Source organism: Stenotrophomonas sp. TWI602, assembly GCF_039674045.1.
GTDB lineage: Bacteria > Pseudomonadota > Gammaproteobacteria > Xanthomonadales > Xanthomonadaceae > Stenotrophomonas.
Map to the genome: position 1 here is coordinate 1 of NZ_JBDJMT010000021.1, position 14,127 is coordinate 14,127.

Consider the following 14,127-nt stretch of genomic DNA (forward strand, 5'->3'; position numbering starts at 1 on the left):
CCTCATGATCCAACGGTGCTGCGGAGCCGGCCAGCGGCCGGCACTACCAGGATGCGAGGAGCCGGCCAGCGGCCGGCACTACCAGGATGCGAGGAGCCGGCCAGCGGCCGGCACTACCAGGACGCGAGGAGCCGGCCAGCGGCCGGCACTACCAGGATGCGAGGAGCCGGCCAGCGGCCGGCACTACCGGGATGCGAGGAGCCGGCATTGCCGGGATTCGTGCGCCGACCAACGGTCGACGCCTACCGATGGATCGCGGCGCCCTCAGCGCCTGGCCGGTGCGTCCCCGGCGACGTAATACGCCGCCGTGCTGCGCGGCAGCGGAGCACGCCCCCGGATCCGGTCGGCGATCTTCTCGGCGATCATGATCGTGGTGGCGTTGAGGTTGCCGGTGATGATGCGCGGCATGATCGAGGCATCCACCACACGCAGGCTCTCCATCCCGTGCACACGGCCCTGGCCGTCCACCACGCTCATCGCATCGGTGCCCATCGCGCACGAGCAGGAGGGGTGGTAGGCGGTCTCGGCATGCGCGCGCACGAAGGCATCCAGTTCCGCATCGGTCTGGCACTCGGCGCTCGGACTGATCTCGCGGCCGCGGTACTCGTCCAGCGCGGGCTGGGCGATGATCTCGCGGGTGATGCGGATCGCATCGCGGAATTCCTGCCAGTCCTGATCGGTGGACTGGTAGTTGAACAGGATCGAGGGGTGCTCACGCGGGTCCAGCGACTTGGCATGCACATGGCCGCGGCTGGGCGTGCGCATCGACCCCACATGCGCCTGGAAGCCGTGCTCCTTGACCGCGTTGGTGCCGTTGTAATTGATCGCCACCGGCAGGAAGTGGTACTGGATGTTGGGCCAGTCGAAGTCCTCGCGGGTGCGGATGAAGCCACCGGCCTCGAACTGGTTGCTGGCACCGATGCCGGTGCCGGCGAACAGCCATTCCGCACCGATCGCCGGCTGGTTCCACCACTGCAGCGCCGGGTACAGCGAGACCGGCTTTTTGCAGGCGTACTGCATGTACACCTCGAGGTGATCCTGCAGGTTTTCGCCGACGCCGGGCAGGTCGTGCACCAGCGGTACGCCAAGTGCGGCCAGCAACGCCGGCGCGCCCACCCCAGAGCGCTGCAGGATCTGCGGCGAGGCGATCGCCCCGGCGCACAGCAGCACCTCGCGGCGGGCGGTAGCGTCGATCGGCTCGGCGCTGTTGCCAGCCAGGTAGCGCACGCCCACCGCGCGCTTGCCGGCGAACAGGATGCGGTCGGTGGTGGCGTGCACCACGATCTCCAGTCCCTCACGGTCCTTGGCCATGTCCAGGTAACCGCGCGCGGTACTGGAACGGCGCCCGCGCGGGGTCACCGTGCGGTCCATCGGGCCGAAGCCTTCCTGCTGGTAGCCGTTGAGGTCATCGGTACGTGGGTAGCCGGCCTGCACGCCGGCCTCGACCATCGCGTGGAACAGCACGTTGTTGCCGTTCTTCGGCGTGGCCACGCTGACCGGCCCGTCGCCGCCGTGGTAATCGTTGGCCCCGATGTCGCGCGTTTCCGCCTTGCGGAAGTAGGGCAGCACGTCGTGGTAACTCCAGTCCTCGAGGCCGTCGAAGCTGGCCCACTGGTCGAAGTCCATCGCGTTGCCGCGGATGTAGCACATGCCGTTGATCAGCGAGGAACCGCCCAGCCCCTTGCCGCGGCCGCACTCCATGCGCCGGTTGTCCATGTAGGGTTCCGGCTCGGTTTCATACGCCCAGTTGTAGCGGCGGCCCTGCAGCGGATAAGCCAGTGCGGCCGGCATCTGGGTGCGGAAATCCATCCGGTAATCCGGCCCGCCGGCTTCCAGCAGCAGCACGCTGACGCCGGCGTCTTCGGTCAGGCGCGCGGCCAGCGTGTTGCCGGCCGACCCGGCGCCGATGATGATGTAGTCGTACTCGCGCTTCATCGCGGTGTCTCCTGGTAAGGCCGGTTCAGAACACCGACGCGTAGCGGTCCAGTTCAATCTGGATGGATTTGGTGCGGGTGTAGGCACGCAGCGTGGCCAGTCCGTTTTCGCGGCCGACACCGGACTGCTTGTAGCCGCCCACCGGCATCTGCGCCGGCGATTCGCCCCAGCTGTTGACCCAGCAGATGCCGGCCTCGAGCTGATGGATCAGGCGATGCGCGCGCGCCAGGTCCGGCGTGACCACGCCGGCGGCGAGACCGTAATCGGTGTCGTTGGCGCGGCGCACGGCCTCGTCTTCGTCGTCGTACGCCAACAGGCTCATCACCGGCCCGAAGATTTCCTCGCGTACGATGCGCATGTCATCGCGGCAATCGCTGAAGATGGTCGGTGCCACATAGCAGCCCTTGCCCAGCGCGCCGTCGGTCAGCCGTTCGCCGCCGCAGACCAGCCGTGCACCCTCGGCCTTGCCGCTGCCGATGTGCTCAAGCACGCGCTGCATGTGCGCGGCGCTGACCAGCGGGCCGAAGTTGGTGTCCTTGGCCAGCGGGTCACCAATGCGGATGCGCTTGACCCGTTCCAGCAGTTTGGCTTCGAACGCGGCCAGGGTGCTGCGCGGCACGAACACGCGGGTGCCGTTGGTGCATACCTGACCGGAGCTGTAAAAGTTGGCCATCATCGCCACGTCGGCGGCCAGGTCCAGATCGGCGTCGGCGCAGATGATCAGCGGCGACTTGCCCCCCAGCTCCATGGTGACGTCTTTGAGCGTGGAGCTGGAGGCACTGGCCATCACCTTGCGGCCGGTGGCGGTGCCGCCGGTGAAGGAGATCTTCTCGATCAGCGGATGCTCGGTCAATGCCGAGCCGACGCCGGCGCCATCGCCAGGCAGCACGTTGAACACGCCATCGGGCAGGCCGGCCTCGGTGAAGATTTCCGCCAGCTTCAGCGCGGTCAGCGGCGTCACTTCGCTGGGCTTGAAGATCATCGCGTTGCCGGCGGCCAGCGCCGGGGCAGCCTTCCACAGCGCGATCTGGATCGGGTAGTTCCAGGCACCGATCGCGCCGACCACGCCAAGGGGCTCCTGCCGGGTGTAGAAGAAGCTGCTCTCACGCAGCGGCACCTGGCTGCCTTCCAGCCCGTGCATGACGCCGGCGTAGTACTCCAGCACGTCCGCACCGGTGACCACGTCCACGCTGAGCGTTTCGCTCAGGGCCTTGCCGGTGTTGCGCGATTCCAGCTCGGCCAGTGCATCGTTGCGCTCGCGCAGCAGCGCGACCGCCCGCAGCAGGATGCGCGAGCGCTCCACGGTGGTCAGCGCGGCCCATGCTTTCTGGCCGGCTTGGGCGCTCTCCACGGCAGCGTCGAGATCGTCGCTGTTGGCGCTGTGGACGTTGGCGAGCAACTCGCCGTTGGCCGGATTGATGACCTGGAAGGTCTGTCCGCCCTGGGAGGGAACGTGGCGGCCGCCGATGTACAGCAGCTGGTCGGGGAGGGTAGGCATGTCGGTGACTCCTTTGCAGCGGGAGATCAGTGCGTCAACGCGTGAGATGCAGGAACTGCAGGTGACGCTCGTACTGATCGATGATGTCGTTGATGATCTGCTGGCGGCTGTAGCCGAACAGCTCGTAGTCCTGTCCACCTTCATAAAGATGCACTTCGGCGCGGTAGTAACGCTGGTTGCGGAAGCGCTGCGCGGCGAACGAAGGCGTGAGGTAGCCGCGCATGATCACCTGGTAGGTGAACACCTGTTGTTCGCCATGGTCCACCAGCAGCTCCATGTGACCCGGCTCGAACTTCGTCTGCACATCCAGGCCCTGTTCGAGCAGCTGCGCCGCGACGGCTTCGATCGCCGGCTTCACATCGGTATCCATGAACCGGTACACCTCGTCGCGGACCGGGAAATGCACCGCCTGGGTGATGCGCTGGCGCCAGCCGCGCTGGTGTCGCGATTGCCCGATCAATGGGATCGGCGAGTACTGCGAGGCTTTCTTGCGCTGCGACTCTTCGCCCAGCGCGCGGGTCAGGCCCCACAGCATCAGCAGCAACACCACCGAGAACGGCAGCGAGGCCAGCACCACCGCGGATTTGAGTGCATCCATGCTGCCGGCCAGCAGCAGTCCGGCGGTGACCAGGCCGGTCATCACGCCCCAGAACACGCGCAGCCAGCGCGGGCCGTCGTCTTCCGGATTGCCGCCCTGCGAGGACAGCGTGGACAGCACCACCGTGCCGGAATCGGCCGAGGTGACGAAGAAGATGAAGCTGACGATCACCGTGACCGCGATGACGGCGCGGCTCCACGGATAGCTCTCCAGCAGCGCGTACAGCACGGTCGGCGGGTTCTCCACCGCCATCTGCGCCAGGTGTACCTGGTCGTGATGCAGGATCTGGTCCAGCGCGCTGTTGCCGAAGATCGACAGCCAGGCCAGGGTGAAGCCCAGCGGGATCAGCAGCACGCCGAGCACGAATTCGCGGATGGTGCGGCCGCGCGAGATGCGCGCGATGAACAGGCCCACGAACGGCGCCCAGCCGATCCACCAGGCCCAGTAGAACACCGTCCAGTTGCCCAGCCAGTCCGGGCGCCCGCCGTAGGCGTACACATCGAAACTCTTGCCGACCACGTTGCCCAGGTAGTCGCCCATGTTCTGCATGAAGGCATTGAGCAGGTACTGGGTGGGGCCGGCGAACAGCATGAACAGCAGCAGCGAGATCGCCAGCAGCATGTTGATGTTGGACATCCAGCGCACGCCTTTCTCCACGCCGGACACGGCCACGGTGATCGCCGCGCCCATCATCAGCACGATCAGCCCGACCTGCACCCAGGCCGCGTGCGGCACCGGGAACAAGGTGTTCAGGCCGGCGTTGAGATGCAGCACGCCAAAGCCCATGTCCGCGCCGAGGCCGAACACGGTGGCCACGATGCCCAGGGCATCCACGGTGTAGCCGATCGGCCCGTTGATGCGCTTGCCGATCAACGGATACAGCGCCGAGCGCAGCGCCAGTGGCAGGTTGTGGCGGTAGGCGAAGTAGGCCAGCGCCATCGCGGCCAGCGCGAACACGCCCCAGCCATGCAGGCCCCAGTGCAGGAACAGCAGCTGCATGGCCTGGCGCGCGCTGGCCTCGCCACTGCCGGTGCCGCCCTGCGGCGGCAACAGGTAATGGGTCAGTGGCTCGGAGACGCAGAAGAAGAACAGGGTGATGCTGATGCCGGCGGCGAACAGCATGCCGGCCCAGGACAGATAGCTGAACTCCGGCTCGTCATGGTCCGCGCCGAGTTTGACGTTGCCATAGCCGGACAACGCCACGCCGACCACGAACACCAGGTACACGGTCATCGCCAGCAGGTAATACCAGCCGACATTGCGCGAGGCCCAGGTCTGGGCATCGAGCAGCATCACGCCGGCATCGATGGGAAACACGGTGACCAGAATGGCGAATGCCGCCACGATCGTGGCGGCAAGCAGGAACACGGGTCGAAGCGTGCGCACCTCGGGCAGAGGCGGCTCCACGGTACTCATGGGGTGGGGGATACTCCCGGTGCCGGAGCGGCAGACGGCGGGATTTATCGCACAGGCGCTGTGGACAGCCTGTTTACACGCTCACGATGCCCGCCGCGCAAGGGCGGCGGGTGCACAGGGGTCAGCGCAGCGCGCTGCTCGGCACATCGATCGACATCGCCAGTGCGAGGTGATCGGAGAACGCGGCCGGCACGGCTTCGGCACTGCGTTGCTGCAGGCCGTCGCTGAGCAGGATGTGGTCGATCGCCCTGTCCGGGCGCCAGCTGGGGAAGGTCGGCACCACGCAGCCCGGCGGCTGCAGCGTCGTCTTCTGGTACAGCACCTGCATTTCGGGCCGTTCGGCCAGGCAGTTGAAATCGCCCATCAGCACGGCGTTGGGGTGGTCGGAGAGCAGATCGGCAATGAAGGCCAATTGCGACATGCGCGAATTGGTCCCCAAGGACAGATGCGCCACCGCCACCGCCAGGCCCTGGCTGCCTTCACCGAACTTGGCCAGCAGCACGCCGCGCCCGCCGATCCGGCCGGGCAGGGCGTGGTCCTGGACCTCGACCGGCTCGAGTTTGCTGAGCAGGCCGTTGGCGCTGGAGGCCACCCCACCCATCCGGCGGTTGGGCTGGTGGCTCCAGTAATTGAAGCCGGCGCGCTCGGCCAGATAGTGGGTCTGGTTGGTGAAGCCTGAGCGCAGGCTGCCGGGATCGGCCTCCTGCAGGCCGACGATGTCGTGTTCGCGGGCCATCTGCGCGATGGCATCCAGGCTGGTTCGCTTACGCCCGGCCGGCAGTGCATGCGACCAGCTGCGGGTCACGTAGTCACTGTAGCGGCGGGTGCTCGAACCGGCCTGGATATTGGCCGTCAGCAGGCGCAGGGTCCGCGTGTGGGGGGAGGTCACGACGGTTCGCTATCGCTGGATCAGTTGGCCTTGCCGGCGCGTTCGCGCGCGATCAGGTGATCGGCGATGCGCAGCATGTCCGGGAAGCCCTTGCCCTTGACCAGGTACTTGCCGTTGACGATCACCGACGGGGTGCCGGAGATCTTGCTGCGCTGGGCGAACTGCTTGGCCGAGTTGGTCTTGGCGTTGACGGCGAAGCTGCCCATCATCGCGGCGAACTGCTTCGGGTCGGCGCCGTGCTTGCCGTAGAAGTTGGCGATGTCGTCGACCGAATCACGGCCGCGCTCGCCCTTCAGGCTCTGCTCGGCATGGATCGCGGCGTACATGGCTTCGTGGGTCTTTTCCTGCAGGCCCATGGCCTGCGCGGCGTAGAACGCACGGCCGTAGTCATCCCAGGTGCCGCCGAACATGGCCGGCACGTAGACGAAATTGACATCGCTCGGCAGACCCGCCTTCCACGGCCCGATCAGCGGCTGGAACGCGGCGCAGGCCGGGCACACGTAACCGAAGATTTCGGCGACTTCGATCTTGCCGGTGGCCGGCTGGAACGGCTGGCCATTCTCGATCACCACATAGTCGGTGCCGGCAACCGGCTCCGGGCCGGTCGGGCGCGACGAGGCCGGCGCCGGCGCCGGGGTGGTGGCTTCGGCAGCGGCGGTCTCGGCGGCGGCGGTTTCACCGCTGGCGGCCGGGGCCTGCTCGCTCGGGGGGGCCGTTTCGGTGGCCGGGGTGCTGCTCGGCGCGGCCGGTTCGGCCGGGGCGGTGGTGTTGGCGGTACCGTCCTGCGCCTTGCAGGCAGCCAGGATCGGCAGCAGGGCCATGAGCGTAATGGCGAAACGGGTCTTCATCGAAGCATCTCCAGCGGATGAGCATGGTGGGGCCGATGCTGGAAGCACCGGCCAGGGAAGCATGATGACACGCGGAAACGAGCGTCCCGCGTGCACGGTGCGTGATGGTTCAGCGAGCGCTGTTAGAGCGCCTTGCCGCTGCGCGCACGGGCGATCAGGGCATCTGCATTGCGCAGCATCGACTCGAACGAGTCGCCCTTGACCAGGTACACGCCATTGACGATCAGCGTCGGCGTGCCGGGCACCTTGGTGCGCAGGGCGAAGGCACGGGCGGCCTTGACCTTGGCATCCACGGCGTCGCTCTTGAGCGCGGTGATGTACTGCGCCGGGGCCACGCCAAAGCCCTGGTAGAACGCGGCCAGTTCATCCGGCGAGACGTTCTGCATCGGCAGCGAGCCCTTCTCATGCAGGGCATCGAACATGGCGCGGTGGCTGCGCTTGGCCACGCCCAGCTGGTCGGCGGCGTAGTAGGCGCGGGCAAACGAATCCCACACGCCCCCGAAAGCGGCCGGCACCGGGGTGAAGCGGACGTCCTTGGGCAGCTTGGCGGCCCAGGCTTCCAGCTGCGGCTCGAAGTGCGCGCAGTGCGGGCAGGTGTAGCCGAACATCTCCACGACTTCGATCTTGCCGGCCAGCGGCGCGAACGGACCGGCATCGGCGATGCGTTCGTAATCCTTGCCCTCCACCAGCGGGGCCGGGGTGGCAGCGAGGGTGGTCAACGGGCTCAGGGCCAGCAGCAACAACATCAGGCGGGGCATCAACGTCATCTACATCCATCTCCATACAGAAAAAACGACGCCGGCCCAGTCGCCGGCGTGCCAGTGAACATACCCCGCCGGCCGGGGCGTCCGCATCCGTCATCCGACCAGGGGGATGCGCTGCGGGGTGGGCGGTCGTCAGGGAGCCTGCGCGCCTCCGGCGACCGGGGGGGCGGCTGCGGCGACGTCATCGGCCCGGTTGTGCAGGCCCTGCAGGTAGCTGGCCAGGGCCTGGATTTCCTGCTCGGTCAACGACTTGGCGATCGAGGCCATGATCTGGAAGTGGGCCTTGTCCGTTTCCTGGGTCGTCCCGGCCTGGTACTCCTGCAGGCGGCGCGCGACATACGCTGCGTGCTGGCCACTGATATGCGGGTAGGCCGGGCCCGGGTTGCCGGCGCCGGTGGGGCCGTGGCACGCCATGCAGGCCGGGATGCCGCGCTCGGCATCGCCGCCGCGATACAGCTGCTGGCCGATCTCATAGAACTTCTTGCCCGCGTACGGGCCCTCGGTCACCGCGCCATCGTCGGCGATGCCGGCCGTGGCCTTCTGCGTGGCGAAGTAGGCACCGATGTCGCGCATGTCCTGCGGGGTGAGGTCCTGCACGAACGGCACCATCGCCGCCGAAGCCCCGGAGGTGCGCTGCCCATTGGCGATCAGGGCCATCTGCTGGGCGCTGTAGCGCTCGCTCTGGCCGGCGATGCTCGGGTACATCTCCACCGTGGAATTGCCATCGGCCGAGTGACAGGCCGCGCAGGCGGCCGCCTTGGTCTGCCCGGCCTTGGGATCGCCCCAGGTGGTTTTGCTGAAATCGACCTCCAGCGAGGCGGTCTTGATCGGCCCGTTGTCCGGCAGGGGCGTGATCGAGGTCTGGGCAACGGCAACGGCGGCGAGCAGCGATACAGCAAGTGCGGAAACGGCAAGAACGCGAGCATGGCGCATGCGGAAGCTCCGTGTGGACCGGCCTGGCGGTTGCGGGACCGCAACCACGGGGATCGCCCGATTATCAACGCCGTTTCACGCCACGGTCAACGCAGGGTGCAGCAAAACCGAGCGCGGGCAGCGCGGATCGGGCCCGGACATGCGATCCTATGCCCATGTCATTGCTCCTCGAACGCGCCCAATACCTGCTTTCGGCCCACAACACCCGGCAATTGCCGGAAGACGTGGGCGCGGAAGTCGCCTTTGCCGGTCGCTCAAATGCTGGCAAGTCCAGTGCCCTCAACGCCCTGACCCGCCAGAACAGCCTGGCCCGGGTCTCCAAGACCCCCGGCCGCACCCAGCAGCTGGTGTTCTTCGAGGTCACCCCGGAGGCCAAGCTGGTCGATCTGCCCGGCTACGGCTACGCCAAGGTCCCGCTGGATCTGCAGGCGCACTGGCAGGCGTTCATCGACCAGTACTTCCGTACCCGCGAGGCCCTGCGTGGCCTGGTGGTGGTGATGGACATCCGTCACCCGCTGAAGGACTACGACCGCCAGATGCTCGCCTATGCGGTGCAGCGCGGCCTGCCGGCGCACGCGCTGCTGACCAAGGCCGACAAGCTCGGCCGTGGCCAGCAGGGCATCGCCCTGCAGAAGGTGCGCAAGGAACTGCAGTCCTCCTTCGGCGATACCGTCAGCGTGCAGACATTCTCCGGTCCCGCCCGCCAGGGCGTGGATGAAGCCCGCGGCATCATCGGCGGCTGGCTGGGCCTGAACAAGCCGGCGCCCGAAGCGGCCTGATCCGGGCGTTGCCGCGGTCCAACGGGCCGCGCGGCGCCGGGTAGTGCCGGCCGCTGGCCGGCTGCGCTTTCCATCAGATGTATCGGGAGCCGGCCAGCGGCCGGCACTACCCGAATGCGCCTGACGCCCGGTGTACGGCGCAGTCGTGTCCCCTCATTTCGCCGGTAACGGCGAGAATTCGCCCGGCACCCAGGCGAACGCCTCTCCTTCGCGCCGCACATGCCCCAGCCCCGGGAACGGCAGGTGCGCGCCGGCTACCCACCAGCCCTGATCGGCTGCCTGCGCCATCATCCGGCGCCGGCTGGCGATCGCGGCCACGCGGTCGCTGTCCGCTTCAAACGACGCCTGAGGCTGCGCGAACTGCACCGCGTGGAAGTGCACGATGTCGCCCCATACCAGCAGTTGCTGGCCGGCGCCGCCATCGATCCGGTAAGACACGTGGCCGACCGTATGACCGTGGCTGTCCAAGGCGGTGATGCCCGCCGGCAGTGTGTCCCCAGGTGCAAAACGCTTCAGTTTCCCGCCCGCTTCATACGGCGCCACCGCCTTGCGCGCCAAGGCGAAGGCAAAGCGCACACCCTGCGGCGCGGTTGCCTCGCTGGCCGGATCCAGCCAGAACGCGGCATCGGCCGCCGACAGCCACACCGTGGCATTCGGGTAGGCAATCCTGTCCTGCGCATCGAGCAGGCCGCACAGGTGATCCGGGTGCGCGTGGGTCAGCACCACCTCATCCACCTCGGCCGGGTCGTAGCCGGCCTTGCGCAGGTTGCCAAGCACCTGGCCCAGGCCGGGGCCGAAGCACTGCGCGGTGCCGGTGTCGACCAGGGTCAGGTGATCGCCCTGCTGCACCAGGTACGCATTGACTGCCGTCTGCAGGCCCTTGCCATCTTCGGGCACATAGCGGTGATCGAGCAGGCGGGTGACTGCCCCGGGGGCGATCCCGACCAGTTCCTGCCGGCCCAGTGCGACCGTGCCGTCGAACAGCGCCGTGACCTGCAGTGTGCCGATCGTCTGGTGATAGACGCCGGGGACCTGCTCGCGCGGGGTGTGCGTGGTGGTGGCCCATGTGGGGCTGGCGACAACGGCCAGCAACACGGCGCTGGCGAGCGTGCGAACGCGGGGGAAAGGCATGGCAGGTTCCGGACAGGGCGGCGGCGCCGCGGTGCCTCCATGCTGCGCGCCTGGTCGGCTGCGTTCCGCTCAGAATGCCGCGCGATCCGCTCGCGCTCAGCTGTTGCCTATCGCCGCCGGTTCCAGCCCATAGCGTTCGGCGAAGCGCTTGTTGAAGCTGCCCAGCGAACGGTAGCCCACGCGCGCGGCCACGGTCTTCAACGGCAGCCGGGTGGTGTAGAGCAGGCTCATGGCATGCGCGAGCCGCGCATCGGTGATCAGTTCGCGCACGCTGGAGTGCTCGCTGGCCAGGCGCCGCCGCAGCGTGGCACCGCTGAGGCCGAGCTGCGCTTCGAAATCGCGTGACTGCCAATCGCGCTCGGGCTGGGCAGCGATCAGATCGCGGATGCGTTCCCCCAGGCTGGGTTCGGGGGGAACCAGCAGGCTGCCGTGCCCGCGCCGGCAGAACGCCACGGCAAGCGATGCCAGGGCCAAGCGTGCTTCGGTGTATTGGCCGTGTTCCAGTGCCTGCCTCCACTGCAGCAGGGTCGCCGCATGCTCGACCAGTGGCAGCCTGGCCAGTGCATCACCGGCCTGCGGCAGCGGCTCGTTCCACAGCGCCCGGGCGGCAGTGAGCGCCTCGGCACACATCGGCACGATCGCACTGAGATAGAGGCCGCTATGCGGATCGGGAATGTTGACCACATCGATGCGGCAGCGCCGGGTGATGAGGAACAGATCGCCCGGTGCGAATTCCAGCGATTGCTGCGCGGTACGCACCTGCTTGCGCCCCTGCAGCAGGATCGCGAACTGCGGCTGCGGAATCTCCACGGAGGAGGCGCCATGCTCGCGGCGCGCGGTGATGCAGGCGTAGCCATCGGCGCGCTGGCAGTCAGCCAGGCTGGCCATTGTCGCCAGCAGCGAGGAGGTCGTATCGATCGACGCGGACACCGCTCAGCCCGCCACGTTGAACAGTCGGCCGACCAGCGCGGCCGCGGCCATCGCGATCGCACCCCAGAAGGTGACGCGCACCGCACCGCGCAGACGTGGGGCACCGCCGGCATGGGCGGCCAGGGTGCCGGTCAGGCACAGCCCCAGCAGCGTCACCGCGGTGGTGGCCTGGCCGACGACAGCATGCGGCGCGAGCAGGGCGGTCAGCACCGGCAACGCGGCGCCACTGACGAAGGCGCCGGCGGAGGCCATGGCCGCCTGCATCGGGCGCGCCCGCAGCTCCTCGGTGATGCCCAGCTCATCGCGGGCATGTGCCCCCAGCGCGTCGTGCGCGGTGAGCTGGGTGGCCACCTCATGCGCCAGGTCGGGGCTCAGCCCGCGATGGCGGTAGATCGCGGCCAGCTCTTCCAGCTCGCTGTGCGGGTCTTCGTGCAGCTCGCGCTTTTCCACCGCCAGGTCGGCCAGCTCGGTATCGGCCTGCGACTGCACCGAAACATACTCGCCAGCCGCCATCGACATCGCACCGGCCACGGTCCCGGCGATGCCGGTGGCCAGGATCGTGGCGGCCGAGGCGCCGCTCGCCGCGATGCCGACCACCAGGCCGGCTACCGAGACAATGCCGTCATTGGCGCCGAGCACCGCGGCACGCAGCCAGCCGACACGGTCGGAGCGATGTACTTCCGGATGTCGGGATCGGCTCATCGAATCAGTGTAGGGGCTGGCGGCGGCCAACAGCGGAATGACTCGCAGCCGCGGCGGGGCCGGCGCAGCGTCAAGCCCATGCCAGTAGGATGCTGAAAACCGTCACGGTGACACGACGGCAGGGGACGCCACGATATAGTGCGCCCTTGCGATGCGGGGGCGTGAACCCCACATCCCCGCCCTGACCAGAATTCTGCGAGCCTCCCCTTGTCGAGCCCCAGCCACGTCGCCGAGACGCCGATCACCGACCGTAATGAACTGGTCGCCACGTTGGCCTCCGGCGAAAAGCCCCAGGCGCAGTGGCGCATCGGCACCGAGCACGAGAAGTTCGGCTTCCGCCTGGATGACCTGCGCCCGCCCACCTTCGACGGTGACCGCGGCATCGAAGCGCTGCTCAACGGCCTGACCCGCTTCGGCTGGGATCCGGTGCAGGAAGAGGGCCGCACGATAGCGCTGCTGCGCGACAACGCCTCGGTGACGCTGGAGCCGGCCGGCCAGCTGGAACTGTCCGGCGCGGCGGTGGAGACCATCCACCAGACCTGCGTGGAAACCGGCACCCATCTCAATGAAGTGGCGCAGGTCGCCGGCGAACTGCAGCTGGGCTTCCTCGGCATGGGCTTCCAGCCGAAGTGGGCCCGCGATGAAATGCCGTGGATGCCCAAGGGCCGCTACAAGATCATGCGCGAGTACATGCCCAAGGTCGGCACGCTCGGCCTGGACATGATGACCCGCACCTGCACGGTGCAGGTCAACCTGGACTACGCCACCGAAGCGGACATGGTGAAGAAGTTCCGCGTGTCGCTGGCGCTGCAGCCGATCGCCACCGCGCTGTTTGCCGATTCGCCGTTCACCGAAGGCGAGCCGAACGGCTACCAGAGCTACCGCTCGCACATCTGGACCGACACCGACAACGACCGCACCGGCATGCTCGACTTCGTGTTCGAAGACGGCTTCGGTTACGAGCGTTACGTGGATTACCTGCTCGATGTGCCGATGTACTTCTCTTACCGCGACGGCAAATACCATGATGCCAGCGGCCAGAGCTTCCGCGATTTCATGGTCGGCAAGCTGCCGGTGCTGCCGGGCCAGCTGCCCACGCTGCGCGACTGGTCCGATCACATGACCACCGCCTTCCCGGAAGTGCGCCTGAAGAAGTATCTGGAAATGCGCGGCGCCGATGCGGGCCCGTGGAGCCGCCTGTGTGCGCTGCCCGCGTTCTGGGTGGGGCTGCTGTACGACGATGCCGCATTGGATGCGGCCTGGGACCTGGTGCGTGATTTCAGCCTGGTCGAGCGCAATGTCCTGCGTGATGGCGTGCCGCGGCATGGGCTGAAGCTGCCGTTCCGCAACGGCACCGTGCTGGATCTGTCGCGCGAAGCGTTGAAGATCGCCGTGGCCGGCCTCAAGCGCCGCGCCGCGCGCAATGCCGATGGTCAGGACGAAAGCAAGTTCCTGGAGGTGCTGCAGGAGATCGTCGATTCCGGATTGACCCCGGCCGATCGCAAGCTGGCGCTGTTCCATGGCGAGTGGGGCGGCAACATCGATCCAGTGTTCAAGGAATTTGCGTACTGATCGCAAAACCACCGTGGAAGAACGGCGCTCGCCCGGTCCGGGTGAGCGCCGTTTTTCCACGTGACACCTTACGACCAAGGTCGGGAATTTTCGACGCCACCTGGACGTTGCGAACTCAGGGGAGGGCAGAGT

Annotated in this window: 12 protein-coding genes; 2 read left to right on the forward strand and 10 right to left on the reverse strand. The window is 67.6% G+C overall.

Translation table 11 applies throughout. The annotated features are described in order from the left end of the window. Nucleotides 1-264: 264 nt before the first annotated feature. The 7 genes from betA to ABE483_RS15595 all read right to left on the reverse strand — a co-directional run bounded on the left by betA (nt 265) and on the right by ABE483_RS15595 (nt 8,881). Nucleotides 265-1,935: a choline dehydrogenase gene (betA, locus tag ABE483_RS15565; protein ID WP_313219598.1), complete on the reverse strand. Its 1,671-nt coding sequence runs from the start codon at nt 1,933-1,935 to the stop codon at nt 265-267. A gap of 25 nt (nt 1,936-1,960) precedes the next feature. Further along, entirely contained in the window at nt 1,961-3,433 is a 1,473-nt protein-coding gene (gene betB / locus ABE483_RS15570) for a betaine-aldehyde dehydrogenase (RefSeq protein WP_346481985.1), read from the reverse strand. A 34-nt stretch (nt 3,434-3,467) separates the two neighbouring features. Beyond that, a complete protein-coding gene (gene betT / locus ABE483_RS15575) occupies nt 3,468-5,447 on the reverse strand; it encodes a choline BCCT transporter BetT (protein ID WP_313219600.1) in 1,980 nt (659 codons plus the stop codon). A 121-nt stretch (nt 5,448-5,568) separates the two neighbouring features. Next, a complete protein-coding gene (locus ABE483_RS15580) occupies nt 5,569-6,306 on the reverse strand; it encodes an endonuclease/exonuclease/phosphatase family protein (RefSeq protein WP_172838073.1) in 738 nt (245 codons plus the stop codon). A gap of 50 nt (nt 6,307-6,356) precedes the next feature. Then, nucleotides 6,357-7,184: a thiol:disulfide interchange protein DsbA/DsbL gene (locus ABE483_RS15585; RefSeq protein WP_313219601.1), complete on the reverse strand. Its 828-nt coding sequence runs from the start codon at nt 7,182-7,184 to the stop codon at nt 6,357-6,359. A 122-nt stretch (nt 7,185-7,306) separates the two neighbouring features. Beyond that, nucleotides 7,307-7,951 (reverse strand): thiol:disulfide interchange protein DsbA/DsbL, encoded by a 645-nt coding sequence (locus tag ABE483_RS15590; protein WP_313219602.1) that lies wholly within the window; start codon nt 7,949-7,951, stop codon nt 7,307-7,309. 129 nt (nt 7,952-8,080) lie between these two features. Beyond that, nucleotides 8,081-8,881 (reverse strand): c-type cytochrome, encoded by an 801-nt coding sequence (locus ABE483_RS15595; RefSeq protein ID WP_346481986.1) that lies wholly within the window; start codon nt 8,879-8,881, stop codon nt 8,081-8,083. A 155-nt stretch (nt 8,882-9,036) separates the two neighbouring features. On the opposite strand from ABE483_RS15595, the gene yihA reads away from it, so the two are divergent. Further along, nucleotides 9,037-9,660, forward strand: a complete 624-nt coding sequence (yihA, locus tag ABE483_RS15600) for a ribosome biogenesis GTP-binding protein YihA/YsxC (protein WP_070473671.1) — start codon at nt 9,037-9,039, stop codon at nt 9,658-9,660. A 153-nt stretch (nt 9,661-9,813) separates the two neighbouring features. Here yihA and ABE483_RS15605 read toward each other — a convergent pair whose 3' ends face one another. The 3 genes from ABE483_RS15605 to ABE483_RS15615 form a co-directional block, all read right to left on the reverse strand. Beyond that, on the reverse strand, nt 9,814-10,791 hold the full coding sequence (locus ABE483_RS15605) for an MBL fold metallo-hydrolase (RefSeq protein ID WP_346481987.1): 978 nt from the start codon (nt 10,789-10,791) through the stop codon (nt 9,814-9,816). 96 nt (nt 10,792-10,887) lie between these two features. Next, nucleotides 10,888-11,679 carry a helix-turn-helix transcriptional regulator gene (locus ABE483_RS15610; protein ID WP_346482003.1) on the reverse strand — a complete coding sequence of 264 codons (792 nt, stop codon included), beginning with the start codon at nt 11,677-11,679 and terminating at the stop codon, nt 10,888-10,890. A gap of 45 nt (nt 11,680-11,724) precedes the next feature. After that, nucleotides 11,725-12,423 (reverse strand): VIT family protein, encoded by a 699-nt coding sequence (locus ABE483_RS15615; RefSeq protein WP_313219605.1) that lies wholly within the window; start codon nt 12,421-12,423, stop codon nt 11,725-11,727. 207 nt (nt 12,424-12,630) lie between these two features. On the opposite strand from ABE483_RS15615, the gene ABE483_RS15620 reads away from it, so the two are divergent. Further along, nucleotides 12,631-13,995 (forward strand): glutamate--cysteine ligase, encoded by a 1,365-nt coding sequence (locus ABE483_RS15620; protein WP_346481988.1) that lies wholly within the window; start codon nt 12,631-12,633, stop codon nt 13,993-13,995. Nucleotides 13,996-14,127 lie beyond the last annotated feature (132 nt).

Bases quoted from the DNA above. Each gene is read 5' to 3' on its own strand.
- ABE483_RS15585 (WP_313219601.1), bottom strand. From the start codon at position 7,184: ATGAAGACCCGTTTCGCCATTACGCTCATGGCCCTGCTGCCGATCCTG.
- yihA (WP_070473671.1), top strand. From the start codon at position 9,037: ATGTCATTGCTCCTCGAACGCGCCCAATACCTGCTTTCGGCCCACAAC.
- ABE483_RS15595 (WP_346481986.1), bottom strand. From the start codon at position 8,881: ATGCGCCATGCTCGCGTTCTTGCCGTTTCCGCACTTGCTGTATCGCTG.
- ABE483_RS15590 (WP_313219602.1), bottom strand. From the start codon at position 7,951: ATGACGTTGATGCCCCGCCTGATGTTGTTGCTGCTGGCCCTGAGCCCG.
- betT (WP_313219600.1), bottom strand. From the start codon at position 5,447: ATGAGTACCGTGGAGCCGCCTCTGCCCGAGGTGCGCACGCTTCGACCC.
- ABE483_RS15615 (WP_313219605.1), bottom strand. From the start codon at position 12,423: ATGAGCCGATCCCGACATCCGGAAGTACATCGCTCCGACCGTGTCGGC.
- betA (WP_313219598.1), bottom strand. From the start codon at position 1,935: ATGAAGCGCGAGTACGACTACATCATCATCGGCGCCGGGTCGGCCGGC.
- ABE483_RS15610 (WP_346482003.1), bottom strand. From the start codon at position 11,679: ATGGCCAGCCTGGCTGACTGCCAGCGCGCCGATGGCTACGCCTGCATC.
- betB (WP_346481985.1), bottom strand. From the start codon at position 3,433: ATGCCTACCCTCCCCGACCAGCTGCTGTACATCGGCGGCCGCCACGTT.
- ABE483_RS15605 (WP_346481987.1), bottom strand. From the start codon at position 10,791: ATGCCTTTCCCCCGCGTTCGCACGCTCGCCAGCGCCGTGTTGCTGGCC.